The organism is Cupriavidus sp. 01L46, assembly GCF_056399905.1.
In genome coordinates this window covers 1-24,837 of record NZ_JBFTSF010000073.1, presented here as the reverse complement: position 1 = coordinate 24,837, position 24,837 = coordinate 1, and the positions used below count along the sequence as shown (strand labels likewise).

Annotated in this window: 19 protein-coding genes; 7 read left to right on the top strand and 12 right to left on the bottom strand. The window is 67.9% G+C overall.

The features are described 5' to 3' along the window. Nucleotides 1–472: 472 nt before the first annotated feature. From dacB to AC1DS3_RS15620, 5 genes are all read right to left on the bottom strand, one after another. A complete protein-coding gene (dacB, locus tag AC1DS3_RS15640) occupies nt 473–2,008 on the bottom strand; it encodes a D-alanyl-D-alanine carboxypeptidase/D-alanyl-D-alanine endopeptidase (protein WP_441641388.1) in 1,536 nt (511 codons plus the stop codon). 71 nt (nt 2,009–2,079) lie between these two features. After that, entirely contained in the window at nt 2,080–2,676 is a 597-nt protein-coding gene (locus AC1DS3_RS15635) for a MarR family winged helix-turn-helix transcriptional regulator (protein WP_441641387.1), read from the bottom strand. 64 nt (nt 2,677–2,740) lie between these two features. After that, a complete protein-coding gene (locus AC1DS3_RS15630; RefSeq protein ID WP_441641386.1) occupies nt 2,741–3,256 on the bottom strand; it encodes a DUF3237 domain-containing protein in 516 nt (171 codons plus the stop codon). Further along, the gene (locus tag AC1DS3_RS15625) at nt 3,253–4,446 is read right to left on the bottom strand and encodes an ABC transporter substrate-binding protein (RefSeq protein WP_441641385.1); all 1,194 of its coding nucleotides are present in this window, start codon (nt 4,444–4,446) and stop codon (nt 3,253–3,255) included. The genes AC1DS3_RS15630 and AC1DS3_RS15625 overlap by 4 nt, the downstream gene beginning before the upstream one ends. A 93-nt stretch (nt 4,447–4,539) precedes the next feature. After that, complete coding sequence (locus tag AC1DS3_RS15620; RefSeq protein ID WP_477127493.1) at nt 4,540–5,820, bottom strand: flavin-dependent oxidoreductase; 1,281 nt, start codon at nt 5,818–5,820, stop codon at nt 4,540–4,542. A 339-nt stretch (nt 5,821–6,159) separates the two neighbouring features. On the opposite strand from AC1DS3_RS15620, the gene AC1DS3_RS15615 reads away from it, so the two are divergent. Then, nucleotides 6,160–6,369, top strand: coding sequence for a hypothetical protein (locus AC1DS3_RS15615; protein WP_150992709.1), 210 nt, complete (start codon nt 6,160–6,162; stop codon nt 6,367–6,369). 86 nt (nt 6,370–6,455) lie between these two features. Here AC1DS3_RS15615 and AC1DS3_RS15610 read toward each other — a convergent pair whose 3' ends face one another. Beyond that, entirely contained in the window at nt 6,456–6,920 is a 465-nt protein-coding gene (locus AC1DS3_RS15610) for a PACE efflux transporter (RefSeq protein WP_441641383.1), read from the bottom strand. Between the two features lie 117 nt (nt 6,921–7,037). On the opposite strand from AC1DS3_RS15610, the gene AC1DS3_RS15605 reads away from it, so the two are divergent. Further along, complete coding sequence (locus tag AC1DS3_RS15605) at nt 7,038–7,943, top strand: LysR family transcriptional regulator (protein ID WP_441641382.1); 906 nt, start codon at nt 7,038–7,040, stop codon at nt 7,941–7,943. A 50-nt stretch (nt 7,944–7,993) separates the two neighbouring features. Here the strand turns inward: AC1DS3_RS15605 and AC1DS3_RS15600 are convergent, their stop codons facing one another. After that, nucleotides 7,994–8,971 carry a tripartite tricarboxylate transporter substrate binding protein gene (locus AC1DS3_RS15600; protein ID WP_477127492.1) on the bottom strand — a complete coding sequence of 326 codons (978 nt, stop codon included), beginning with the start codon at nt 8,969–8,971 and terminating at the stop codon, nt 7,994–7,996. A gap of 127 nt (nt 8,972–9,098) precedes the next feature. Between AC1DS3_RS15600 and AC1DS3_RS15595 the strand changes: the two genes are divergently transcribed. Both AC1DS3_RS15595 and AC1DS3_RS15590 read left to right on the top strand, forming a co-directional pair. Beyond that, nucleotides 9,099–9,800 (top strand): response regulator, encoded by a 702-nt coding sequence (locus AC1DS3_RS15595; protein WP_183033479.1) that lies wholly within the window; start codon nt 9,099–9,101, stop codon nt 9,798–9,800. Beyond that, entirely contained in the window at nt 9,793–11,220 is a 1,428-nt protein-coding gene (locus AC1DS3_RS15590) for a sensor histidine kinase (RefSeq protein ID WP_441641380.1), read from the top strand. The genes AC1DS3_RS15595 and AC1DS3_RS15590 overlap by 8 nt, the downstream gene beginning before the upstream one ends. Nucleotides 11,221–11,249: 29 nt before the next feature. Here the strand turns inward: AC1DS3_RS15590 and AC1DS3_RS15585 are convergent, their stop codons facing one another. Genes AC1DS3_RS15585 through AC1DS3_RS15570 form a run of 4 tightly spaced genes read right to left on the bottom strand, consistent with a single transcriptional unit; the run spans nt 11,250 to nt 20,701 of the window. Continuing rightward, the gene (locus AC1DS3_RS15585) at nt 11,250–12,740 is read right to left on the bottom strand and encodes an efflux transporter outer membrane subunit (RefSeq protein WP_477127491.1); all 1,491 of its coding nucleotides are present in this window, start codon (nt 12,738–12,740) and stop codon (nt 11,250–11,252) included. Between the two features lie 9 nt (nt 12,741–12,749). Continuing rightward, nucleotides 12,750–16,046, bottom strand: a complete 3,297-nt coding sequence (locus tag AC1DS3_RS15580; protein WP_441641378.1) for an efflux RND transporter permease subunit — start codon at nt 16,044–16,046, stop codon at nt 12,750–12,752. Then, nucleotides 16,046–19,207 (bottom strand): MdtB/MuxB family multidrug efflux RND transporter permease subunit, encoded by a 3,162-nt coding sequence (locus tag AC1DS3_RS15575; RefSeq protein WP_477109448.1) that lies wholly within the window; start codon nt 19,205–19,207, stop codon nt 16,046–16,048. The genes AC1DS3_RS15580 and AC1DS3_RS15575 overlap by 1 nt, the downstream gene beginning before the upstream one ends. Nucleotides 19,208–19,216: 9 nt before the next feature. Then, the gene (locus tag AC1DS3_RS15570; RefSeq protein ID WP_477127490.1) at nt 19,217–20,701 is read right to left on the bottom strand and encodes an MdtA/MuxA family multidrug efflux RND transporter periplasmic adaptor subunit; all 1,485 of its coding nucleotides are present in this window, start codon (nt 20,699–20,701) and stop codon (nt 19,217–19,219) included. 330 nt (nt 20,702–21,031) lie between these two features. Between AC1DS3_RS15570 and AC1DS3_RS15565 the strand changes: the two genes are divergently transcribed. From AC1DS3_RS15565 to AC1DS3_RS15555, 3 genes are all read left to right on the top strand, one after another. Then, nucleotides 21,032–21,763 (top strand): response regulator, encoded by a 732-nt coding sequence (locus AC1DS3_RS15565; RefSeq protein WP_441640195.1) that lies wholly within the window; start codon nt 21,032–21,034, stop codon nt 21,761–21,763. Further along, nucleotides 21,760–23,037 (top strand): ATP-binding protein, encoded by a 1,278-nt coding sequence (locus AC1DS3_RS15560; RefSeq protein ID WP_441640196.1) that lies wholly within the window; start codon nt 21,760–21,762, stop codon nt 23,035–23,037. The genes AC1DS3_RS15565 and AC1DS3_RS15560 overlap by 4 nt, the downstream gene beginning before the upstream one ends. Before the next feature lie 204 nt (nt 23,038–23,241). Next, nucleotides 23,242–23,535 (top strand): GYD domain-containing protein, encoded by a 294-nt coding sequence (locus AC1DS3_RS15555; protein ID WP_006163019.1) that lies wholly within the window; start codon nt 23,242–23,244, stop codon nt 23,533–23,535. Between the two features lie 66 nt (nt 23,536–23,601). Here the strand turns inward: AC1DS3_RS15555 and plsY are convergent, their stop codons facing one another. Then, nucleotides 23,602–24,219, bottom strand: coding sequence for a glycerol-3-phosphate 1-O-acyltransferase PlsY (plsY, locus tag AC1DS3_RS15550; RefSeq protein ID WP_441640198.1), 618 nt, complete (start codon nt 24,217–24,219; stop codon nt 23,602–23,604). Between the last annotated feature and the right edge of the window lie 618 nt (nt 24,220–24,837).

The following is a 24,837-nucleotide window of genomic DNA, read 5'->3' as shown; positions in this document are numbered from 1 at the left end:
CAACTGCAGTTTCACCACCCCTGCGGGGCGGCGACCTACTTTTTTGTCTTGCCAAAAAAGTAGGCAAAAAAGGCGCGCCGGATGGGGCGACTACCCCCTCGGGCTTCGGCGAAAAGAGCGGCCGGGACCCAAACTCGCATCGCCTTAAGGCGATACTCAGACATGGGTCCCTCTTTTCCGCCCTTTTCGCCGAATCCGGAGGCGCCCCATACGGCCTTGGCACACCTTGACGGCTCGCTTCGCATCGCGCTTGGGTGTTTTCCCGCCCTTCGGGCGCTTTACACGGCTACCACAGTTGGTTGATCTTGCCGCTGGTTGGCTCCCCTCTCCCACTTGTGGGAGAGGGCATGGGGCCATCGATCTGAGGCTTCCAGGACATATTTTCCGACATACAAGGGGCCGGGGGAGAGGGCGGGCGCTTGCAAGGGCGCTAGCTCACCTTATTCCGTACCGGCTGCCAGTATCACGCCACTCAGGGTGCGCCCTGATATACCCATTGCAACAGGGCGTCGTGGGCTTCGCGGGCTTGTGCTGCGTTGGCGTGGTTGATGTAGCTGACCACCACATAGCGGTCGCCGTTCAGCGCGTCGACATAGCCGGCCAGCGCCCGGACATCGTTCAACGTTCCCGTCTTCATGTAGGCATTGCCGGCCGCGCCGGCGCGTGTCAGGCGGTTGCGCAGCGTGCCGTCCACGCCGAGGATCGGCAGCGAATCGATCAGCACCGGGCCGACTTCACTGGCCAGCGCTTGCTGCAGCAGCCGTGACATATCGTAGGCACTGATGCGTTCGTCGCGCGATAGCCCGGAGCCGTTGTCCAGTACCAGGCCGGGCATGTCCAGCCCCTGGCGCGCCAGCCAGCGCTGCACCACCTTGGCCGAGCGGGTGGTGCTGGCCGGGCCGCTGCGATCCATCTCCGCGCCGATGGTCAGGTAAAGCTGGCGGGCCATCACATTGTTCGAGAACTTGTTGATGTCGCGCACGATTTCCGACAGGGGCTGGCCGTAGTGGCGTGCCAGCAGGAAGGCGTTGCGCGGGGCGCGGCCCATGCGCAGGGCTGGCTGGTGGGTGAAGCGGCCGCCGGCCAGTTGCCATTCAGCGACGAAGCCGCCCCAGGTGAATTCGTTGTGCGAGAGCGTGGCGATGTTGACCACGTGTTCGCCACAGTCGGCGGCGTAGCTGCCGTCGAAGGAGGCCAGCACGGTGCCGTCGGGCTGTGGCGTGACGGCGGGGCGCGCGCGCGCCGACCAGTCGCCGCACTTGCCGTGGGACAGCGCCAGGCGGTTGTCGAGCTTGAGCTGCGCCAGCGCGGGCGTGACCGATACCGCGACCGACTGGTTGGCCGGGTCGGGCGTGATGGTAAACGACAGCGTCTTGAAGGCGTAGAGCAGCGCGTCGGGGCTGACGTTGTAGGCGCGCTGGGTTTCGCCATCGATGGTGGCGCCCTTGTCGAGGGCGGAATCGAAGTAGCTGCGGTCCAGCACCAGGTCGCCGTTGATGGTGGTGGCGCCCGCGATGCGGGCGGCGTTGACCAGCTTGGCCATTTCTTCCGGCACCAGCTTGGGGTCGCCATAGCCGCGCAGGTAGACGTTGCCGTTGACGGTGCCGTCGGCGCCTGGCTGGTTGTCCGCGTACAGCGCGGTCTGCCAGCGGTAGCCGGGGCCAAGCAGCTGGAGCCCGGCGAAGGTGGTGACCAGCTTCATGGTGGAAGCCGGGTTCATCGGCGTTTGCGCGTTCCAGCTTGCGCGGGGCGCCGGCGCGCCGACCTTGATCACGTAGAAGCTGGTGGCCGAGGCGGGCACATGCGCGCGCTTGAGCGCAGCCGTCACGCTGCCCGGCAGGCCTGAGCGCGGCTCGGCGGACTCGGTCGCGGCGTGGGTGGCCTTGGTCTTGTGAACGGGGGTCTTGGCGGCGGCGGTGTTCACGCCGCTGATGCACAACAGCCCGGCGGCGCAAAGCGGCAGCAGGCGGTGAAGAATTGGGGAAGGGCGATTCGGCATGGTGCCCATGTTAACGCATGGGCCTGGGCGCGGATGACGCCGCCATGCGATTTCCACAGGTTTTTCCGCAGAAATTCCGTCTAGTCTTCTGCGGCGTTTGTGGGGTCTGCCAAATGGGCCAAGCTGGCCGCGCCGGTCGGCTGCGGCGGCGCGAGCTTTCCGAGCAGTGTGCGCAGCGTGTCTTGTTCCTGCGCCGACAATGCGCCCGCGACGCGCGCATCGTGCGCGCACACCGCGGCGGTGGCGGCTTCCAGCGTGCGCCGTCCCGCCGGGGTCAGCACCAGGCTGTAGGCGCGGCGGTCGTGCGGCGCCGGGCGGCGCGCCACCAGCTTCATGTCTTCCAGCGCGTCGACCAGCAGCACCGCGCCCGAGCGCGCGATGCCCAGGATGCTGGCCAGCTCGGTCAGCTTGAGCAGCGGATTGCGCGAGACGATCACGAGCGCGGAGAAACGCGGCGGCGTGATGTGCCACTGCGCCAGCGATTGCACGAAGTCTTCGTAGATACGGATCTGCGCGCGGCGGATGGCGTAGCCGACCAGGCCGTCCAGCACGCCGTAGTCGACGTTGGCGATATGCGGGTCGAATCCGCCGGGCGCATCGGCTGCCTGGCTGGCGCCGGCGGGATCGGGGGCGAGGGCGTCGCGGCTGCGGCGCACACGCGCCTTTGCTGTGGTCATGAGGCCTTGGCGTCGGTCGATGGATGTGGGGGAGGGCGTTGGGCTGCCTGAAAAACCGGGCCGCCTATACGACGCGAAAATACCGCATTTCCACCCGGTCCGGATAGCGGGCGCCGGTGGCGACGAACAGGTGCTGCATGAGCCAGTCGTAGCCGGGCGCCGCCGTCTCGAAGCGGGGCGCGGTGCGGAAATAGATCAGGCGCGGGTCGACGATCTCGCCGCCGGCCAGGCGCGCGATCAGTTCGGCGGGGCCGCTGCGCACGCCTGCGTTGACGATGTAGATGCGCGCGCCGTCGTCGGTCTCCAGCACGTAGCGGGCCTCGATGTCGGCCACGACGATGCCGTTGCCGTTGCCGGTATCGTGGCGCACCAGCTGGAAGTCCGCGCCGCCGGGCAGGATGCGCCCTTGCAGGCGCGGCCCGGAAACGACGCCGTCGAGAATGGGGATGACCCGCCGGTTGCCCAGCGCGCTCGCACCCACCTCGGTGACCGGCGCCAGCCGGAAGCGGAAATCCGCCACGTGCTCCAGCGTGGGCATGGGCAGGCCAGCGATGGCAAAGGGCGCGGCGGGCGCGGTCATTTCAGCAGCTTCCAGTTGCCATTGTCGATGGTCAGCATCACGCGGCCGCGGGTGTCAAAGCCGAAGTGATCCTGCGCGGTGTAGTTCAGCACGCCGTGCGACACCACGATATTGCGCTCGCTCTCCAGCGCGGTCTTGAGCGCGCGGCGGAATGCCGGCGTGCCCGGCTTGGCCTGCTTGAGCGCCACCGGCACGATGCGCTGCAGCACCAGGCCCGCATCGTAGGGGTGGGCGCCGAACTGGGTGCGGGTGTCGGGCCCGTACTGCTTCTCGTAGCGGCCCACGTAGTCCAGCCCCGGCTTCTTGGTGGCGGCGCTGTCCGGCAGCTGCTCGGCCACGATGACCGGCCCGGCGGGCAGGATGGAGCTGTTGACGGCTTTGCCGCCGATGCGGATCAGGTCCTTGGTGGCCGCCCCGTGCGTGTGGTAGACCGGGCCCGCGTAGCCGCGCTCGCGCAGCGTGGTGTGCGGCAGGGCCGCGCCGGTGCCGGCGCCGGCGATCAGCACCGCGTCGGGGCGGGCGGCGATCAGCTTGAGCGTTTGCGCGGTCACGCTGGTGTCCGAGCGCGCATAGCGTTCGGTGGCCACCAGGCGCATGCCGCGCGCCGTGGCGGCGGTGGTGAACTCCTTGAGCCAGGTCTCGCCGTAGGCGTCGGCAAAGCCGATGAAGGCGATGGTCTTGACGCCTTTGGCGTGCGCCGCATCCGCCACGGCCTCGGCCATCAGCTTGACTGGCTGGGCCAGCCGATACGTCCATTCGCCGCGTCCGGGCTTGAGCTCGATCGGCGAGAAGGCCAGCTGCACGGTCTGGCTCTCGTCGGCGACTTCGGCAATCGCGATCGACGGCGCCACCGCCGACGAGCCGAGGATGATGTCGACCTTGTCCTCGCTGACGAAGCGGCGCGCCACCTTGGTGGCCTGGGTGGGATCGGAGCCGTCGTCCAGCACGATGTAGCGGATTTTCTCGCCGGCGATGGTCTCCGGCAGGAAGGGCATGCTGTTCTTCTGCGGGATGCCGAGCGAGGCCGATGGGCCGGTCGACGCGATGCTGACGCCGACCGTCACTTCGGCAAGCGCGGGCGCGGCGCCGAGCGCGGCGGCAAGGCTGGCGGTGACGGCGAGCGCAAGGCGGCTGGCGGGCGTGGCAAGGCGTCTAACGTGTCTAAGGCGTGTAGGGCTGGGGCGCGGCACGATGTCTCCTATTCTTCGAATGACGCCGGCTTCTCAGGGCCGGTCGGGGGGCATGATACGACGGACTGGCGCAATCACAGCGCGCGGCTGCGCCTAGCGCGGCGGCACCTGCAGCGATTGCCGGTCGAAGCCGGCGAGCTGCTTGTAGCGCAGCGCGATCGCTTCGAGCTCGGTGCGCGGGATCACGGTTTCGATATCGCTGAAGCCCTGCGGCGCGCGCTGCTCGGCCAGCTGCATGACCTGCTCGGGCCCGTTCATGCGGTTGCGCAGCACGATGGCCGCGGTGCGCGGCAGCCGTTCCGCTTCGTACTCGCGCAGCGCATGGCCGGTGCCGGAGGCGTCGCGCGGCGCGCCGTTGGCCAGGAGGCTGTCGATCAGGTAGCGCGCATCGAGGATGGCCTGCGCGCTGCCGTTGGAGCCGATCGGGTACATCGGGTGGGCGGCGTCGCCCAGCAGCGTCACGCGGTCGAAGGTCCAGCGCGGCAGCGTGTCCTTGTCGACCATGGGGAATTCGTAGATGGCCTGCGCGCCGTCGATCAGCGCGGGGATGTCGATCCAGTCCCAGCGCCAATCCGCAAAGGCTTCGCGGAACACGGACTTGTCGACCTGCTTGTTCCAGTCGCTGCGCGGCGGGGTATCCGGCGCGCTGTCGGGCACGCGCAGCTCGGCGATCCAGTTGACCAGCGAGCGCCCCTGGCGGCGCAGCGGCTCGGAGATCGGGTAGGCCACGAACTTCTGGTCCTGGTGGCCCGCCATGAACATCGAGCTGCCATCCAGGTACGGCGGCGCCTCGGTGACGGCGCGCCACAGCGTGCGGCGCGAGAAGCGCGGCGCGTCGCCCTGCGGATAGAAGTGGCGGCGCACGGCGGAGTGGATGCCGTCGGCGCCCACCAGCACATCGGCCCGCGCCGTGACTTGCGCGTTGTCGCTGCGCCGGCGCAGCGTGAACTCCACGGGATCGCCCGCGCGCGCGCCGGTGCTCGTGACTGCTTCAAACGTATGGCCGGCATGCACGCGCTCAGCGCCCAGGCGCTCCACCACGGTGCGGTAGAGCAGCATCTGGAATTCGCCGCGATGGATGGAGAACTGCGGCTGGCCGTAGCCCGCCGCGCGCCCGCGCGGCTCGTGCCAGATGCGCTGGCCGAGCTTGTTGTAGTAGGACAGGGACGAGGTTTGCACCGCCAGCTCGGCCAGTGCATCGTGCAATCCCAGCTCGGACAGCTCGCGCACCGCGTGCGGCAGCAGGTTGATGCCCACGCCGAGCGGGCGCAGCGTCTCGCTGGCTTCCCAGACCTCGGCCTCGATGCCGTGCCGGTGGCACAGCAGTGCCAGCGTCRGGCCGCCGATGCCGCCACCGGCAATCGCGATCTTCATGGTGTTGTCTCCACGGCTTGTTATGGATTGCCCGCCGCGCGTGCGTCATGGGGAGGCCGCAGCGGGCAGCAATATTGTTATGTAGTATAACTAAATGCGCGGCGGCTTCAAGCCGGGCGGCGTGCGGGGAAACCCGCAATCGAGCGGCGCTGACATGGCACGCGCACGGGATTTGTGGGAATCCGCTGACACGATGTTCGGCCATAGCCCCGTCACGCAAAGCGACGCCGCCCCCCATACTGAAAACACCTGCCGCAGATGTGGACCGTGCGGTAACACGCAATAGCGCGGCCTGGGTGCATTGCCCGGCGCCGAGCCAATCCCACAAGGAGCCTCATCATGCGTACCGTAACCCTGTCTATCCTGCTTGCCACCCTGCTGAGCGTGGCGGGCTGCGCAGACATGACGCCCAAGCAGCGCAATACCGCCATCGGCGCGGGTGTTGGCGGTGTGGCCGGCGCTGCACTGATCGGCGGCCCGGCGGCCACCATCGGTGGCGCGGCGCTGGGCGGTGTGGTTGGCAACGTGGCGACGCCAGAGCGCCGGTAAGGAATAATGCAGCCACGCGAAGTGGCTGGCCAAAATGCAAAAAGCGGATGCCGTCGGCATCCGCTTTTTGCTTCCTGATCGCTGGGTCAGCAGGCCGACTTCGCGACCGCCTTTGTGGTATTTCCGCTTTTCCCCGCGGCGCCGGCCACCGGGAACACGGCATCGTAGGTCCAGTTGTAGATGAATGCATAGACCACGTAGAAGGCCGCCAGCGCGATGTCCATGACGAAGGCATCAAACAGACTCATGTCGAGGTACCACGCCACCATCGGCAAGAACACCACCAGCAGGCCCAGTTCGAACAGGATAGCGTGGAGCACCCGCACGGCCACCGGCTTGCGCAACTGCCCGGTGAACCGCAGCATGGCCTTGTCGAACAGCACGTTGTAGACGTAGTTCCAGCCGGCGGCGATCAACGATGCCACCACGGCGAGGATGCCGATCTGGTGCAGGGCGAAGCCAAAGACCCAGCTGCCCACGGGCGCGACAATCAGCAAGCCGATCACTTCAAAGCCGATGGTGTGACGAATTCTGTCCTTGGTGCTGCGCATGATACTTCCTGTCTGGCGTGTGAATAGAGGGCATTCTATCGAGTATTCTGGGATGGTAAAGTTGGGTTCTATCGCTTAAAACGATGGATGGGCAGCGGCCCGTCCCAAGGAATCGACATGAGCCTCTCGCTCGAGCAATTGCAGGCCTTTGCCGCGGCCGCCGAATGTGGCTCTTTCTCCGCAGCCGCGCGCCGGCTGGGCAAGGCCCAGTCGGTCGTCAGCGCGGCCGTGTCCAATCTCGAGATCGACCTGGGCAACCAGCTGTTCGACCGCGGCGGGCGCTATCCCACCCTGACCGCCGCGGGCGAGCGGCTGCTGGCTGAGGCGCGCGTGATCCTGGAGCGTTGCGAGCATTTCCGCGGCGTGGCCAAGAGCCTGGGCGAGGGCGTGGAGAGCCGCCTGGTGCTGGCGGTGGACGAACTCTATCCGGAGGAAACCCTGGGCGTGATGCTGGAAGAGTTCTCCGAGCGCTTCCCGGCGGTGGAACTGGAGCTGCTGTTTCCCTTGATGGAAGACGTCAGCCGGCTGGTGCTGGAGCGTTGCGCCGACCTGGGCATCATGTGGCGCCAGGAGGTGCTTCCGCCGGAGCTGGGCTTCCGCGCGCTGGGCTGGGTGCCGATGCGGATCATCTGCGCGCCCGACCATCCGCTTGCGGACCAGCGCGTGGGCTGGGAGGAACTGAAGCGCTACCGGCAGCTGATGGTGGCCACCCGTACCGACAGCGAGGAAAAAATGCGGCTGCGCGTGGCCGCCGAAGTCTGGTGGGTGGAGAGCCAGTGGGTCATCGTAGAGCTGGTCAAGCGCCGGCTGGGCTGGGCCTTCGTGCCCTGGCACGTGGCGGCCAACTCGCCGGCGGGCACGCAACTGGTGTCGCCCGCGCTGGAGTTCGACGACCAGGACTGGCCGGTGGCGATGGAGCTGGTGTGGCATAAGCAGCGGCCGCTCGGCAAGGCCGCCACCTGGCTCAAGGAGCGGGTGAGCAAGCAGCCGCTGCCGCGTCCGGAGGCGCTTGCCCGGCCGTAGCGGGGCTATCAGGGCTATCGGAGCTATCGGAGCTATCGGAGCTATCGGAGCTATCGGGTCAGCCCGAATTCCTTGGCCAGCATGCTATAGCGCTGCACCGTTCGCTGCACATAGGTATCCAGGTCGGCGCCGCCCAGGTCGGCCGGGAACAGGCCTTGCTCCGCGCGCAGCCGGGCGAATGCCGGGCTGGCCTGCAGGCGTTCGAAGCGGCTGGCCCAGCGCTGGTAGTCGGCCTGCGCAACCTTGGGGCCCATGTAGAAGCCGCGCAGGATGGGCCAGACGATGTCGAAGCCCTGCTCGCGCGCGGTGGGCACGCCGGCCAGCCTGCCGGGCAGGCGCTGCGCCGCCAGCACGGCCAGGATGCGGATGCCGCCCGCGCCGAGCTGCATGGCGGCCTCCGATGCGTCGCMGGACACCGCCTGGACGTGCCCGCCCTGCAGTGCCGTGAAGGCCTCGCCGCCACCCTCGAAACCCACGAAGCGCATGCGCTTGTAGCCCACGCCGGCTTGCCGCGCCACCAGCGCGGCCTTCATCCAGTCCTGGTTGCCGATGGTGCCGCCGGCCCCGAACAGTACCCGGTCCGGATCCGACCTGAGCGCGGCCACCAGGTCCTTCAGGGTCTTGAAGGGCGAGTCGGCGCGTACCGCTATCACGCCATAATCGGCGCCGAGCGCGCCGACCCAGCGCACATCCGCCGCGCCGTACTTGCCGAACTTGCCTTGGGCCAGCGCCAGCAGGGAGCCGTCTGAAAAGGCGACGATGGTGTCGGACTCGGCGGGGCGTTGCGCCACGATGCTGTTGTAGGCCACCGCGCCGATGCCGCCCGGCACGTAGGCCAGCCGCATCGGCTGCTCGGTGAACCCGGCTTCGAGCAGCGCGCGCTGCGCCAGCTTGCAGGTCAGGTCAAAGCCGCCGCCGGGCTTGGCGGGCACGATGCATTCCGGCGCGGCGGCCGCCGGCCGCGCGCAGGCAGCGGCGAGGGCGAGCGCCGCGCAGGCAAAGCGCAGGGCGGCCAGAACGTGGCGCATCGATTTTCCTCCGGGGGGGCAAGTGGACGGCAGACAGCTTACCGGGAAATCCCGAAAAATCCGCTGGCTGGCGATGCGAAAATCAGGCATAACAAAGCGCCGCCAAGAGGCAGGAGAACACCTTTCCATGAGAGTACTGCTGGTCGAGGACCACGATGAACTGGCCACCTGGGTGATGCAGGCGCTGCGCGCGCTGCATTTCACCGTGGAGCGCGCGGCCGACGCGGCCAGTGCGGAATCCTTGCTGTTCAGCACCCACGCCGGCAGCGCGGGCGGGGCCGGCAGCGACTACGCGCTGGTGTTGCTGGACCTGACCCTGCCCGACCGCGACGGCCTGGACCTGCTCGCGCGCCTGCGCGCTCGCGGCTGCCGCGTGCCGGTAATGATCCTGACCGCGCGCGGCGAAGTGGGCGACCGGGTCAAGGGCCTGGACCTGGGCGCCGACGACTACATGGCCAAGCCCTTCGACCTGGCCGAGTTCGAGGCGCGCGTGAAGGCGCTGCTGCGCCGCGCGCGCCAGACCGAGGCGCCGCTGGTGGTGTGCGGCGGCCTGGGGTTCGATACGGTGTCGCGCCATTTCCAGGTGGGCGGCGTGCCGCTGGCGCTGACGCCGCGCGAGCATGCGGTGCTGGAGATCCTGATGACGCCGCCCGGCAAGACCGTCAGCAAGGACCGCATCTACGCCAGCATCTTCACCCTGGCCGACGACACCCAGCCGGATGTGATTGAGGTCTACGTGCATCGCCTGCGCCGCAAGCTCGAAGGCTCGGGCGCTGCCATCGTGACCTTGCGCGGGCTGGGCTACGTGCTGGAGCCCAGCGTTGGCTGAGCCGCGCAAGCGCGCCGCCAGCCTGCGCGCACGCCTGCTGTGGTGGCTGATCCCGCCCATGCTGGCGCTGCAGGCCGCGTACGGCGTAGTGGCCTACTTCAATGCGCTGGAATCCGCCAACCAGGCCTATGACCGCACCTTGCTGGCATCGGCGCGCAATATCTCCGAGCGCATCACGCTGACCCCCGAAGGCGTGCGCGTGGACGTGCCGTATATCTCGCTCGATACCTTCGAGGTGGGCATGAACGCCACCATGTTCTACCGCGTCAGCGGCGTGCATGGCGAGTTCGTCTCGGGCTACGACGACCTGCCGCCATTCGATGCCAGCCAGCCGCGCACCAAGCTGTACCCCGCACTGGTGAGCTTCTACGACCGTACTTACCGTGGCCAGCCGATCCGCATCGCCGCGCTGCGCCAGCCGGTGATGGACGCCGGCGGCACGCGCGGCGGCATGGCCTTGATCGAGGTGGGCGAGACGCTGGACTCGCGCCAGGCGCTGACGCGCAACATCCTGTTCGATGTGCTGTGGGGCCAGCTGATGCTGGTGCTGGCCGCGGTGCTGGTGATCTGGCTGTTCACGCGGCGCGCGCTGGCGCCGCTCGATGCGCTGCGCGAAGCCGTGGCGCAACGCCAGCCCGGCGCCACCACGCCGCTGCCGCTCGACAGCGCCCCGCGCGAGACCGCGCCGCTGGTGCAAGCCATGAACGGCTACATGGCGCGGCTGGAACAGGTGCTCGCCGCGCAGCGCCGCTTTATCGCCGACGCGGCGCACCAGTTGCGCACGCCGCTAGCCGTGCTGCACACGCAGGCCCAGCTGGCCGCGCGCGAGCGCGATCCCGACGAGCAGCGGCGCATCGCGCAGGGCCTGGCCGACAGTACCGCGCGCATGGCCGCGCTGGCCGACCGCCTGCTGTCGATGGCGCGCGCCGCGCACGGCGGAGCCGAGGCGCCGCGCGCGCTGGACCTCGCGGCGTTGGTGAAAGAGGTTTGCCTCGAGCTCACGCCCGCTGCGCGTGCGCGCCGCATCGACCTGGGCTTCGAAGGCGCGGGCGCGCAGCTAGTGCGCGGCACCGATCTGCTGCACGAGCTGGTGACCAACCTGGTCGACAATGCCCTGCGCTATACGCCGTCGGGCGGCATGGTCACGGCGCGGGTCTTGCGCGCGGGCGAGGCGGTGGTGCTGGAAGTGGAGGATGACGGTCCCGGCATTCCCGCCGCGGAACGCGCGGCGGTGCTAGAGCCGTTTTACCGCGGCAAGGCGGCGGGTTTGACGGTGCCCGGTGAGACGGCTCCCGCTGGCTCGGGGCTTGGCCTGACCATCGTGCGCGACATCGCCATGGCGCATGGCGCGTCGCTGGTGCTGCTGGATGGCGCGCAGGGCAGGGGCCTGCTGGTGCGGGTGCGCTTCCCGCCGGCATAGGGCGGCGGGGAGGCTCCCACCGCCATTTGCTATTGCGTTGCCGAGCCGCCGGGCGCTGTGCCGGCCGGCGCCGTATTCGACGCGCTCTCCGTCTCGATATGCCAGCCGCCGCCCAGCGCCTTGATCAACACCGCGCTGGTCGTGTACTGGCGGCCCACGATGGTCAAGTAGGTGCGCTCCGCCGTGTAGGCGGTGGTCTGCGCGGTCAGTACGTCCAGCAGGCTGGCAGTGCCAGCGCGGTAACGGTTGTTGACCAGGGCCAGCGCATCGCGCGCCGAACGCAGCGCGTCGTTCTGCACCACGCCTTCTTGCTCCAGCAGGCGCGCGCCGGCCAGGTTGTCCTCGACTTCCTGGAACGCGGCGAGCACCGTCTGGCGGTAGTCGGCCACGGTCTGGTCGTAGGCCGCCACCGCCTGCGCCTTGGCCGCGCTGCGCAGGCCACCGTCGAACAGCGTGCCGGCCAGCGCCGGGCCGATCGACCACACGCGGTCCGGCAGCGACAGCCACCGCGCCAGCGTGCTGGCGGAAAGGCCGCCGGTGGCCGATAGCGACAGCTTGGGGTAATACGCCGCCTGGGCCACGCCGATTTGCGCATTGGCCGCGGCCATGCGGCGCTCGGCCGCGCCGATATCGGGCCGGCGTTCCAGCAGCGCCGACGGCACCGCGACAGGCACGCGCGGCACGGCGGCGGCATAGTCCTGCGGCGTGATGGAGAGGTCGGCTGGCGGTTTGCCAGTCAGGATGGCGATGGCGTGCTCGAGCTGCGCGCGCGTGATCTGGATATCGATCTGCTGCGCCTGCGCGGACTTGAGCTGGGTCTCGGATTGCAGCACGTCCGAGCGCTGGGCGGTGCCGGCTGCGTACTGGTTGCGCACCAGCTGCAGGGATTTCTCGTAGTCGACTACCGTGCGGTCAAGCAAGGCCTTCTGCTGGTCGGCGATGCGCAGCAGGAAATAGCTCTGCGCCAGCGTGGACTGGGTCGACAGCAAGGTCGAAGCCAGGTCGGACTGGCTGGCCTGCGCGCTGGCYTCGCTGCTTTCCACCTGCCTGCGCACGCGGCCCCACACATCGATCTCCCAGCTGGCCGACAGCGTGGCGTTCTGGCTGTTGCCGATCAGGCCGCTGCTGCCCTTCGAGCGGCTCAGCCCGGCCGATGCGCCCACCGTGGGGAAGTAGCCGGCGCGCGCCGATTGCAGCGCGGCCAGCGCTTGCCGGTACTGCGCCTCGGCCGCCTTGATGTTCTGGTTGGATACCTGCACCTGCGACATCAGCGTGTCGAGTGCCGGATCGCTGAACACCGCCCACCAGTTGCTGCGCGCGCTGGCATCCTGCGGCTCGGCCGGCTTCCACTCGCCCCACTGCGAGGTGTCGGCGGGTGCTTCCTTGAAGGCCGGGGTGGTGGGCGCGTCCGGCCGCTTGTAGTCGGGACCCACGGCGCAGCCGCCCAGCAGCAGGGCACAGGCTGCCGTCAGCACGGTCGCGGGGACGCAGAGGGCGGGGAGGCGAAGAAAAGCGTTCATGGATCGCATTCAGGGTTCGAGGCTGGCCGTGGCCGCAGGCACCGCGGAGCGGCGCTGGCGCCAGGCTTTCACCTTCAGGCGCCAGCGGTCCAGCGTCAGGTAGACCACGGGCGTCGTGTAGAGCGTCAGCAGCTGGCTGACCACCAGCCCGCCGACGATGGAGATGCCCAGCGGCGCGCGCAGCTCGGCGCCGTCGCCGTGGCCGATCGCCAGGGGTATCGCGCCCAGCAGGGCGGCCATGGTGGTCATCAGGATCGGGCGGAAACGCAGCAGGCAGGCGCGGTAAATGGCGTCATGCGGCGACAGGCCCTCGCGCCGTTCGGCGTCGATGGCGAAGTCGATCATCATGATGGCGTTCTTCTTGACGATGCCGATCAGCAGGATCACGCCGATCAGCGCGATGATGCTGAAGTCCGTGCCCGAGGCCAGCAGCGCCAGCAGCGCGCCCACGCCGGCCGACGGCAGCGTGGACAGGATGGTGAGCGGATGCACATAGCTCTCGTACAGCATGCCGAGCACGATATAGATGGTGATCAGCGCGGCCAGGATCAGCAGCGGCTGGCTCTTGAGCGAATCCTGGAAGGCCTTGGCGCTGCCCTGGAAGTTGGCCTGCAGCGTCTCCGGYACGCCAATGCGCGCCATCGCATCCTTGACCAACTCCGTGGCCTGCGATAGCGAGACGCCCTCGGCCAGGTTGAAGGAGATGGTGGAGGCCGCGAACTGGCCCTGGTGATTGACGCCCAGCGGCGTGCTGGTGGGCGTGAACCGCGCGAAGGCCGACAGCGGCACCCGCTTGCCGCCGCCAGTGACCACATAGATATCCTGGAGCGCATGCGGGCCTTCCAGGTACTCGGGGCTGAGCTCCATCACCACCCGGTACTGGTTGAGCGGATTGTAGATGGTGGACACCAGGCGCTGGCCGAAGGCATCGTTGAGCACCGCATCGATCTGCTGCGCGGAAACACCGAGCTTGGACGCGGTGTCCCGGTCGATGATCACCGAGGTCTGCAAGCCCTTGTCGTTGGTGTCGGTGTCGACGTCTTCCAGCCCCTTGAGGTTGGAGATGGCCGCGCGCACCTTGGGCTCCCACTCGCGCAATACGTCGAGATCGTCCGACTGCAGCGTGAACTGGTAGGCCGAGCTGCTTTGGCGCCCGCCAATGCGGATGTCCTGCACCGAGGTCAGGAACAGGCTGGCGCCGGGCTCCTTGGCCAGCTTGACCCGCAGCCGGGCCACGATGGCGTCGGCCGGCTCGCGCTCTGAAATCGGCTTGAGCGTGACGAACATCTGGCCGGTATTGCGTTGCGAGCCGCCGGTGAAGCCCGTCACATTGACCACCGCCGGATCGGACTGCACGATCTTGATGAAGTTGTCGAGCTTGGGCCGCATGGCCTGGAACGAGGTGGCCTGGTCGGCGCGGATAAAGCCGATCAGGCGCCCCGTATCCTGCTGCGGGAAGAAGCCCTTGGGCACGATCGTGTAGAGCCAGACATTGAGGCCGATGGTGGCCAGCAGCACCAGCCACACCAGCGTGCTGTGGCGCAGCGCCACCGCCAACGTGCGTGCGTACCCATCGTGCATCCAGGCGAACATCCGCTCGCTGGCGCGGTAGAGGCGGCCCTGGCGCTCGGGGCGCACCGGCTTGAGCAGGCGTGCGCACATCATCGGCGTGGCCGTGAGCGAGACCACCAGCGACACCAGGATCGACACCGACAAGGTGATGGCGAACTCCTGGAACAGGCGCCCGACGATGCCGCCCATCATCAGCAGCGGGATAAACACCGCGATCAGCGACAAGCTCATCGACAGCACCGTGAAGCCGACTTCGCGCGAGCCCTTGAGCGCGGCTTCGAGCGGTTTCATGCCTTCCTCGATGTGCCGCGAGATGTTCTCCAGCACCACGATGGCGTCATCCACCACGAAGCCGGTGGCGACCGTGAGCGCCATCAGCGACAGGTTGTTGAGCGAGAAGCCGGCCAGGTACATCACCGAGAAGGTGCCGATCAGCGACACCGGCACCGCCACGCTAGGGATCAGCGTGGCGCGCACATTGCGCAGGAACAGGAACACCACCATGATCACCAGCGCCACCGAGATCATCAGGGTGTGCTCCACCTCGCGCAGCGAACCGCGGATGGTGGGGGTGCGGTCCATCATCACTTCCATCTTGATGGCGGACGGGATCATCTGCTGCAGCGACGGCAGCATCTCGGTGACGCGGTCCACCGTCTCGATGATGTTGGCGCCTGGCGAGCGGTTGAGCACCAGCAGCACCGAGGGCTGGCCGTTGGCGGAGCCGGCGTTGCGCACGTCCTGCACCGAGTCGGTCACCTTGGCCACGTCCGACAGCCGCACCGGCACGGCGAAGGAGTTCGGGCCGCCCTTGCTGGTGTTGCCGCCGGTGGCGCCGGTGCTGATGGTGGTGGTGCCGCTGCTGGTGGTCAGCGTGGTGGTGGTGACGCCGTTGACGGTCTTGGTGCTCACGCCGCCGCCCGCGGTGGCGTTGGCCGTGCTGGCGATCAGCGCACCGGCCGAGGCCGACGAGTAGGTGCCCGGCGTGGCGTAGCGGACGATCAGCGGCATGTAGTCCGCCGCCTTCATGGCCTGGTCGTTGGCGTAGACCTGCCAGTTGGTGGTGGTGTTTTCGAGCGAGCCGAGCGGACGGTTGGCGTTGGTGGCGCTGATGGTGTTGCGCACATCCTCCAGCGAGACACCGTACTTGTTGAGCGCCGTGGGGTTGAGCTCCACCCGCACCGCCGGCAGCGACGAGCCGCCGATGGTGACCTGGCCCACGCCCTCGATCTGCGACAGCTTCTGCGCCAGGATGGTCGAGGCCGCATCGTAGAGCTGGCCGCGCGTCATGGTGGGCGAAGTCAGCGCGATGATCATGATCGGCGCATCGGCCGGGTTGACCTTGCGGTACGTCGGGTTGCTCGGCAGGCTGGTGGGCAGCGTGGCGCGCGAGGCATTGATGGCGGCCTGCACGTCGCGCGCGGCGCCGTCGATGTCGCGCGAGAGCTCGAACTGCATCGTGATGCGGGTCGAGCCCAGCGAACTGCTGGAGGTGATCTCGGTGACGCCGGCAATGGCGCCCAGGGCGCGTTCCAGCGGCGTGGCCACGGTGGCGGCCATGGTCTCGGGGCTGGCGCCGGGYAGCGAGGCGGACACCGAGATGGTGGGGAAATCCACCTGCGGCAGCGGCGACACCGGCAGCAGCCGCAGCGCCGCCAGCCCCGCCAGCAGGATGCCGATGGTCAGCAGCGCGGTGGCGACCGGGCGATGGATGAAGGTGGCCGACAGGTTCATTACGGCCTCGGCTCCGGAGCGTGCCCAGCTTCACTGCCACCTGCGCCACCACCTGCGCCGCCACTCGTGTCGTCGCCAAACCGGCGCTGGCGCCAGGCTTTCAGGCGCGTTGCCACGCTGTCGAACGCCAGGTAGATCACCGGCGTGGTGAACAGCGTCAGCACCTGGCTGACCAGCAGGCCGCCCACCATGGTGATGCCCAGCGGACGGCGCAGCTCCGAGCCGATGCCGGTGCCCAGCATCAGCGGCAGCGCCGCCAGCAGGGCCGCCATGGTGGTCATCAGGATGGGGCGCAAGCGCAGCAGGCAGGCCTGGAAGATGGCCTCGCGCGGCGCCATGCCGCCCTCGCGCTCGGCCTCGAGCGCGAAGTCGATCATCATGATGGCGTTCTTCTTGACGATACCGATCAGCAGGATGATGCCGATGATCGCGATGATGCCCAGGTCCTGGCCCGAGACCAGCAGCGCCAGCAGCGCGCCCACGCCGGCCGAGGGCAGGGTGGAGAGGATGGTCACGGGATGGATGGTGCTCTCATAGAGCACGCCCAGCACGATGTACATCGTGATCACCGCGGCCAGGATCAGCCACAGCGTGTTGGACAGCGAAGCGCGGAAGGCCAGCGCGGCGCCCTGGAAATCCGTCTGCATCGAGATCGGCAGGCCGATTTCCTGCTCGACCTTGGCGATCTTGTCGACCGCGGCGCCGAGCGATTCGCCCGGTGCCAGGTTGAACGAGATGGTGGCCGAAGGGAACTGGCCCTGGTGGTTKATCACCAGCGGCCCGGTGCGCTCGCTGATGCGCGCGAACGCGCCCAGCGGCACCTGCCCGCCGGAGGAGGAGGGCAGGCGCAGCTCCGCCAGCGACTGCGGATCGGTGCGGAACTGCGGCATGGCCTCCAGTACCACGCGGTACTGGCTCGCCTGCGTGAAGATGGTCGACACCAGGCGCTGGCCGAAGGCGCTGTACAGCGCGCTGTCGATCACCGCGGTGGTGATGCCAAAGCGCGCCGCGGCGTCGCGGTCGATATCCACATAGGCGCGCAGGCCGTTGTTCTGCTGGTCGCTGGCCACGTCGCGCAGTTCCGGCTCCAGCTTCAGGCGCTCGACCAGTCTCGGCACCCAGGTGGCCAGCGTGGCGGGGTCCGGGTCCTGCACGGTGAACTGGTACTGCGTGCGTGCCACGCGGTCCTCGATGGTCAGGTCCTGCACCGGCTGGGTGTAGAGCGAAACACCGCCGAGCTTGTCGACCGCGGCCTGCAGGCGGCGCGTCACGTCCTCGATGGAGTCGCTGCGCTGGTCCTTGGGCTTCAGGTTGATCAGGAGGCGCCCGGCGTTGAGCGTGGTATTGGTGCCGTCGACCCCGATGAAGGAGGACAGGCTCTCCACCGCCGGGTCTTCCAGCACCACCTTGGCCACTGCCTGCTGCTTCGCTGCCATGGCGGGGAACGAGGTGGTCTGGGACGCTTCGGTAATGCCCTGGATCACGCCGGTGTCCTGCACCGGGAAGAAGCCCTTGGGCACCAGCATGTACAGCAGCACGGTCAGCACCATGGTGCCGATGGCGACCAGCAAGGTGAGCTTCTGGCGGTCCAGCACCCATTCCAGCGCGCGGCCGTAGCGGTCGATCACGTTGTCGAAGAAGCGGCCGCTGGCGCGGTGAAAGCGCGAGAGCTTCTCATCGGGCACATGGTGCAGCAGGCGCGCGCACATCATCGGCGTAAGCGTCAGCGAGACCACCGCCGAGATCAGGATCGACACCGCCAGCGTGATGGCGAACTCGCGGAACAGGCGCCCGACCACATCGCCCATGAACAGCAGGGGGATCAGCACGGCCACCAGCGAGAACGTCAGCGAGATGATGGTGAAGCCAATCTGCTTGGACCCCTTGAGCGCCGCCTCCATGGGCGAATCGCCCTTCTCGATGTAGCGCATGATGTTCTCGATCATCACGATCGCATCGTCCACCACGAAGCCGGTGGCAATGGTCAGCGCCATCAGCGTCAGGTTGTTGATCGAGAAGCCCGCCAGGTACATCACGCCGAAGGTGCCCACCAGCGACAGCGGCACCGCCACGCCCGGGATGATGGTGGCGGGCACATTGCGCAGGAAGACGAAGATCACCATCACCACCAGCGCGACCGCCAGCAGCAGCTCGAACTCCACGTCGCGCACCGAGGCGCGGATGGTGGTGGTGCGGTCGGTCAGCAGCTGCACCTTGACCGAGGCCGGCAGCGCGTTCTGCAATTGCGGCAGCAGGGCCTTGATGCGGTCCACCACCTCGATCACATTGGCGCCGGGCTGGCGCTGGATGCTCAGCACGATGGCCGGCTTGTCGTTGGCCCAGGCCGCCAGGCGGCTGTTCTCGGGCCCGTCGACGATGTTGGCCACATCGGTGATGCGGATCGGCGCGCCCTTCTGGTAGCCGACGATGATCTGGCGGTACTCGTCGGCGGACTTGAGCTGGTCGTTGGCATCGATGGTGGAGGCGCGCGCGGGGCCGTCGAAGCTGCCCTTGGCGCCGTTGACGTTGGCGCTGCCGATCGCCGTGCGCAGGTCGTCGATCGACATGCCGAGCGCGGCCAGCGCGGTCGGGTTGGCCTGGATGCGCACTGCCGGGCGCTGCCCGCCGCTGATGCTCACCAGCCCCACGCCCTGCAGCTGCGAGATCTTCTGCGCCACGCGGGTGTCCACCATGTCCTGCAGCTTGGGCAGCGGCATGGTGTCGGACGTCATGGCCAGCGTCATGATCGGCGCGTCGGCCGGGTTKACCTTGCTGTAGACCGGTGGCATCGGCAAGTCCGCCGGCAGCAGGTTGCCGCCGGCGTTGATGGCGGCCTGCACCTCTTGCTCGGCCACGTCCAGCGACAGCGTGAGCTCGAACTGCAGCGTGATCACCGAGGCGCCGCCCGAGGATGACGACGACATCTGCTTGAGGCCCGGCATCTGGCCGAACTGGCGCTCCAGCGGCGCCGTGATGGACGAGGTCATCACGTCCGGGCTGGCGCCCGGATACAGGGTGGTGACCTGGATGGTCGGGTAATCGACCTCCGGCAGCGCCGACAGCGGCAGCAGCTTGAAGGCCACCAGGCCCGACAGCAGGATGGCGACCATCAGCAGCGCGGTGGCGACCGGCCGCTCGATGAACAGGCGTGAGGGATTCATGCTGGGTCCTTACTGCGGCCGCTGGGGCGCAGCGCCGGCCGGGGCGCCAGTGCTGGCGCCRCCATCCGTTGCCGCCGCGCTCGCGCCGTCGCKGTGACGCCGCCCTTCACCGTGCACACCTGAGGCGCCCGAGGCGCTCGAGGCGCTCGGTACGCCCGAGGCGCCGGCCGCGCCGCTGGCGCCACCATCGCGGCGCCGTCCGCGCCCGCGCGGCGCGCTGGCCGGTACCAGCGCGGCGGCGCGCGCCGCCGGGTCCACGGTTTCCACCGTCATGCCTTCCTTGAGCCGGTCGGCGCCGTCGATCACCACGCGCTGGCCGGGCTGCAGGCCCTTGGTCACCACGGTGCGCTCGCCGTCGCTCGGGCCGAGCGCGATAACCTGGACCTTGACCTTGCTGCCGTCRTCSACCACATAGACAAAAGTGCCTTGCTGGCCGCGCTGGATCGCCGCCACCGGTACCACGGTGGCGTCCTCGATCGTGTCCACCTTGGTGCGCATGTTGACGAACTGGTTCGGGAACAGCAGGCCGTCCTGGTTCTGGAAGATCGCCTTGAGCTTGACCGTGCCGGTGGTGGTGTCGATCTGGTTGTCGGTGGTCAGCAGCGTGCCATCAGCCAGGCGGTTGCGGGCCTGGCGGTCCCAGGCCTGCACGGGAATGGTCTCGCCCGCGTGCAGACGCTTGAGCACCGACGGCAGGTTGTCTTCAGGGATGGTGTAGAGCACCGCGATCGGCTGGATCTGGGTGATCAGGGCGATGCCGCTGGTGTCGCTGGTGCTGATGATATTGCCCGGGTCGACCTGGCGCAGGCCGATGCGGCCGGAGGCCGGCGCCATGATGCGGGTGTAGCCCAGTTGCAGGCGGGCGCTGTCCACATTGGCCTGGTCGGTCTTGACCACGCCTTCATACTGGCGCACCAGGGCGTCCTGGGTGTCTACCTGCTGRCTGGAGATGGAATCCTGGCCGAGCAGCGTGCGGTAGCGCTTCTGGTCCAGGCGGGCGTTTTCCAGCAAGGCACGGTCGCGCGCCAGCGTGCCCACGGCCTGGTCCAGCGTGGCCTGGAACGGGCGTGGGTCGATCTCGGCAAGCACGTCGCCGGCCTTGACCATCTGGCCCTCCTTGAACAGGACCTTGAGCAGAGGGCCCGACACCTGGGCCCGCACGGTCACATTGGCCACGGGCGTGACATTGCCCAGGCCGTTGAGGATGACGTCCATATTACGCTTGGCCACGGTGCTGACCACCACCGGCGAGCGCTGGCCGCCGGGACCCCCAGGGCCACTGGGGCCGCCAGGGCCGCCAGGGCCACCACGGCTGCCGTTAGTGCCGCCGGGCGCGCCCGCGGCACCGGCGGCGGGCGTACGATGCTTGTACCAATACCAGCCTCCGCCGGCCAGCAGCAGGATCAGCGCGGCGGCAATCAGTTTGCGGCGGTGCGAGGCAGCCTTGGGCGGCGGTGGCAGCTTAGCCGGTTGATGTTCTTCGGGGTTGGCCATGACCGGATCCTGGGAGCGACGCGTCAACAAAAACGCGTTTGAACGATGTTCGGGGTTTGAGAGGCAGAAGTATGCCGCAACGCCGTCGGCACGTGCCGCTCGCAGCACGCGGCTTCATGCGCGACTACGCGCTGGCCGGGCGGCGTCGGGCGGGGCCGTCCTGACCGGCGACCGCCGGCAACGGCAACATAAGCGAAGGATAATGCGCCTTGGCGGCACCCATGTTTCAGCGCGGGCGGCCAATCTTACAGATCATTACCAGCAGCCCGGGTGTAATGCCTTGAAACAATTCGCCCGGATTGCCGCGCCCAGCCTAGCTATCATCTGCCTATGCGAGCCAATCAGCCTACCCAAATCCTCGTCGTGGACGACGATCCCGAACTCCGCGACCTGCTGCGCGAATACCTCACCCAGCAGGGCTTTGCCGTGTCCGTGCTGCACGATGGCGAAGGCTTGCAGGGACGCCTGGAGCGCGAGCGCCCCGCCCTGATCGTGCTCGACCTGATGATGCCCAAGGTGGATGGGCTGACCGCATTGCGCAACCTGCGTGCCAAGAACGACGACATTCCCGTGATCCTGCTGACCGCGCGCAGCGACGAGATCGACCGCATCGTGGGGCTGGAGATCGGCGCGGACGATTATCTCGGCAAGCCATTCTCGCCGCGCGAGCTGCTGGCGCGGATCAATGCCGTGCTGCGCCGCAAGCTGGCCCGCCCCGCGGCTGCGCCGGAAGACCGCGAGGGCATGGCCTTCGGGCCGTTCCGCGTCAACTTCCGCCAGCGCTCGCTGGCGCGCAGCGGCGACCCGGTGGCGATCAGCGATACCGAGTTCGCGCTGCTCAAGCTGCTGTTGATGCACCCGCTTGAGGTGCTGTCGCGCGAGCGCATCGTGGAGCTGATGTACGGCACCGCGAGCGGCATCAGCGACCGCGGCATCGATGTCCAGATCTGGCGCCTGCGCCGCTTGCTCGACGAAGACGCCCAGCGTCCCCGCTACATCCAGACGGTACGGGGGCGCGGTTATACCTTCGTGCCCGACGAAGCCGAAGACATCGCCCAATGAAGCTGCGCATCGATACGCTGTTCGGACGCATCGCGCTGCTGATCGCAGCGGTGCTGGTGCTGAGCCATTTCTCCTGGCTTGCGATCCTGCGCATGGATCGCCGCCAGCAGCAGGTGGATTACTCCGTCGAGCAGATGATGTTCCAGTTCGACAGCATCCAGCGCGCGCTTGCCGCCCAGCCGCCCATCAAGCTGCCAAGCCTGGTGGAAGTGGCCAGCGAGGCCAGCGCGGCCGAGCACACCGTGGCGGCCAAGGGCCGGGCGCGACGGCTGGTCGAGCAGTTCTCTCAGCGCATGCCGCCTGGGACCCAGGTACGGCTCGAGGAAGACCAGACCACGCGCATCTGGGTCAAGCTGCCACACCGGCAGGACTGGATTGCCATGCCTGCGCTATGGGTGGTCAACCCGCCGCCCGACAACCGCCTGCTGCCTGGCGTGATCCTGGTGGTCGGCGTAGCCATGGCGGTGGCCTTGCTGATTGCCTGGCAGATCCAGCGCCCGGTGCGCGACATGGCCGCCGCGGCCGAGCAGCTGTCGCGCCAGCACAGCGTCAAGCCGCTGCGTGAGCGCGGCCCGCACGAGCTGCGCCAGTTGATCGTGCGCTTCAACCGCATGATGGCTGACCTGACCCGCATCGACCAGGAGCGCAATACGATGCTTGCCGGCATCGCCCACGATCTCAAGACGCCGCTGGCGCGGTTGCGGTTGCGCGCCGAGATGCTGGCCGACCCGAAGGCCGCGGCCGGCGTCACGCGCGATGTCGAGTCCATGTCCGCCATCGTCGAGCAGTTCCTGACCTTTGCCCAAAGCGGCGAGCCCGCGGCGCGGCCGGTGCCGGTCGATCGCCGCATCGGCGAGCTGGCCGCCTCGCTGGCCGAGCAGGACAAGTCGGTGGAGGTCTCGCTGATGGCGGGCGAGGGCTTCCGCATGATCGCCACCCAGCTCGACCGTATCGTCGGCAACCTGGTCGACAACGCCTATGCCTACGGGGCAGCGCCGGTGCTGCTCAGCACCTCGCGCCAGGCCGATGGCTGGCACATGGTGGTGGAAGACCATGGCGAAGGCATTCCGCCAGATGCCATGGAAAAGGTCACCCTGCCGTTCGTGCGGCTGGACCCGGCGCGCGGCGGCAATGCGCACTCGGGCCTGGGCCTGGCCATCGTCGACCGGCTGGTGCGCCAGGCGGGCGGCCGCCTGGCGCTGGCAAACCGGGACGAGGGCGGCCTGCGGGTGGAAATGGTGTTTCCGTTCGCGGCGCTGGCACAAGCGGCCTGAGCACCGGCCGCCGGACGGCGGCGTCCCGGCTCGTATCAGATCTGGAACACATTCAGGCGGTTTTCCCCTGCGCGGGGGCTGCCTGCTGACGCCATGCCCACGCCGGCCATATGCTGGCTGGCGTGGTACGCAGCTTGCTGCGAGTAGTTGCTCTATGCGCTTTGGCAACGCGTAGCGCGAATCCACTTGATCAGGAGACGCATCATGGCAACTTTCGTCACGCTTCTAAACTTCACCGACCAAGGAATCCGTACCGTCAAGGACACAACCAAGCGCGCCGCGGCCGTTCGCGAAATGGCGAAGGCAAGCGGCATCGAAATGAAAGATATCTTCTGGACGCTCGGTCAATATGACCTGGTAGCGACCTTTACCGCGCCTGACGATGCCACCATGACCGCATTCGGCCTTGCCCTGGGCATGGCGGGCAACGTCCGCAGCCAGACGCTGCGTGCCTTCTCCGCTGACGAGATGAGCGGCATCCTCAGCAAGCTGCCGTAGCCACTTGCCAGCCGGCATGAAAAAGCCCGCATCACTGTGCGGGCTTTTTACTGTCTGACCCGGCGTTCAGGCGCCGGGCGCCTTTTTCTTCTCGCCGATGCGGCTTTCCTTGCCGGCCAGCAGCTTTTCGATGTTAGCGCGATGCCGCACCACCAGCAGCACGCTGATCGCGAATACCGCGCCGGCGATCACGTCCACCCCCGACATCAGGACGTAGAAGAAGGGCGCAAAGATCGCCGACACCAGCGCCGCCAGCGACGAGTAGCGGAAGAAGAAGGCCACGATCAGCCAGGTTGCCATCGTGCCCGCGCCCAGCAGCGGGTCGACGGCAAACAGGATGCCGGCCGCGGTGGCCACGCCCTTGCCGCCCGCAAAGCGGAAGAACACCGGGAACAGGTGGCCCAGGAACACCGCTGCCGCCACCAGCGCGATGCCCGTGTCGTCGACGCCGTACGCCGGGCCGAAGCGCTGCGCCAGCCAGACCGCCAGCCAGCCCTTCAAGGCATCGCCGATCAACGTCAGGATGGCGGCCTTCTTGTTGCCGCTGCGCAGCACGTTGGTAGCGCCGGGGTTGCCGGAGCCATAGGTGTGCGGATCGGGCAGGCGCATGGCCTTGCTGACCACGACGGCAAAGGAAATGGAGCCGATCAGGTAGGCGGCTAGTGCGAAGATCAGATTGGCCATGTGGGGATTGGGGGTTTGAGGCTGGCGGGATTGTAGCGTGGAAGGGGATTGGGAGGGGTGGGGGGATGGGTTGGTCGCTGTTTCTTTGGGCGGCGATGGTTTTTGGACCCAAGAGCCATACGACATCCCCCTGCGGGGGCTGCCGGTCACTTTTCTTTGACCGGCAAAGAAAACTAACGAAAAGAAAGCCGCCCTGCCGGGAGCAGAGCAATAAGGCTGTTTTTGCCTCGGTGATTGCGTCGTACGGCCCGGAGTGTTGGCTGGCGTGTCCAACCGGCCCAAAGGACATCGCAACTGCATGATCCATGGGTTACGTCGTGCGGCCCCTGACCTCGTGTGCGGTGACCATTCCCACATCTGCCGTTCGCGGCGCGAGGGGCTGCGCCGTTTCGGGTGTGGCTGGTTTCGTGCTTTTGTCTCGGAGGACGAGCGCCGTGAGGTACGAGCACGGCCCCGCGAACCGGGCCACGGTGCCCACCACGAAACCAGGGGAGTTGATAGCAAGGTGCCGCTCGCGCCGGTACGGCAGGGCATCAAATGGCCGGGCAGCCACCGCCAGAGACAAAACCACGAAACCACCAAGTCAGGCAGGATCGTGGCGCTCCGCACCGCGAACGG

Bases quoted from the DNA above. Each gene is read 5' to 3' on its own strand.
- dacB (WP_441641388.1), bottom strand. From the start codon at position 2,008: ATGGGCACCATGCCGAATCGCCCTTCCCCAATTCTTCACCGCCTGCTG.
- AC1DS3_RS15635 (WP_441641387.1), bottom strand. From the start codon at position 2,676: ATGACCACAGCAAAGGCGCGTGTGCGCCGCAGCCGCGACGCCCTCGCC.
- AC1DS3_RS15630 (WP_441641386.1), bottom strand. From the start codon at position 3,256: ATGACCGCGCCCGCCGCGCCCTTTGCCATCGCTGGCCTGCCCATGCCC.
- AC1DS3_RS15615 (WP_150992709.1), top strand. From the start codon at position 6,160: ATGCGTACCGTAACCCTGTCTATCCTGCTTGCCACCCTGCTGAGCGTG.
- AC1DS3_RS15610 (WP_441641383.1), bottom strand. From the start codon at position 6,920: ATGCGCAGCACCAAGGACAGAATTCGTCACACCATCGGCTTTGAAGTG.
- AC1DS3_RS15605 (WP_441641382.1), top strand. From the start codon at position 7,038: ATGAGCCTCTCGCTCGAGCAATTGCAGGCCTTTGCCGCGGCCGCCGAA.
- AC1DS3_RS15595 (WP_183033479.1), top strand. From the start codon at position 9,099: ATGAGAGTACTGCTGGTCGAGGACCACGATGAACTGGCCACCTGGGTG.
- AC1DS3_RS15565 (WP_441640195.1), top strand. From the start codon at position 21,032: ATGCGAGCCAATCAGCCTACCCAAATCCTCGTCGTGGACGACGATCCC.
- AC1DS3_RS15560 (WP_441640196.1), top strand. From the start codon at position 21,760: ATGAAGCTGCGCATCGATACGCTGTTCGGACGCATCGCGCTGCTGATC.
- AC1DS3_RS15555 (WP_006163019.1), top strand. From the start codon at position 23,242: ATGGCAACTTTCGTCACGCTTCTAAACTTCACCGACCAAGGAATCCGT.
- plsY (WP_441640198.1), bottom strand. From the start codon at position 24,219: ATGGCCAATCTGATCTTCGCACTAGCCGCCTACCTGATCGGCTCCATT.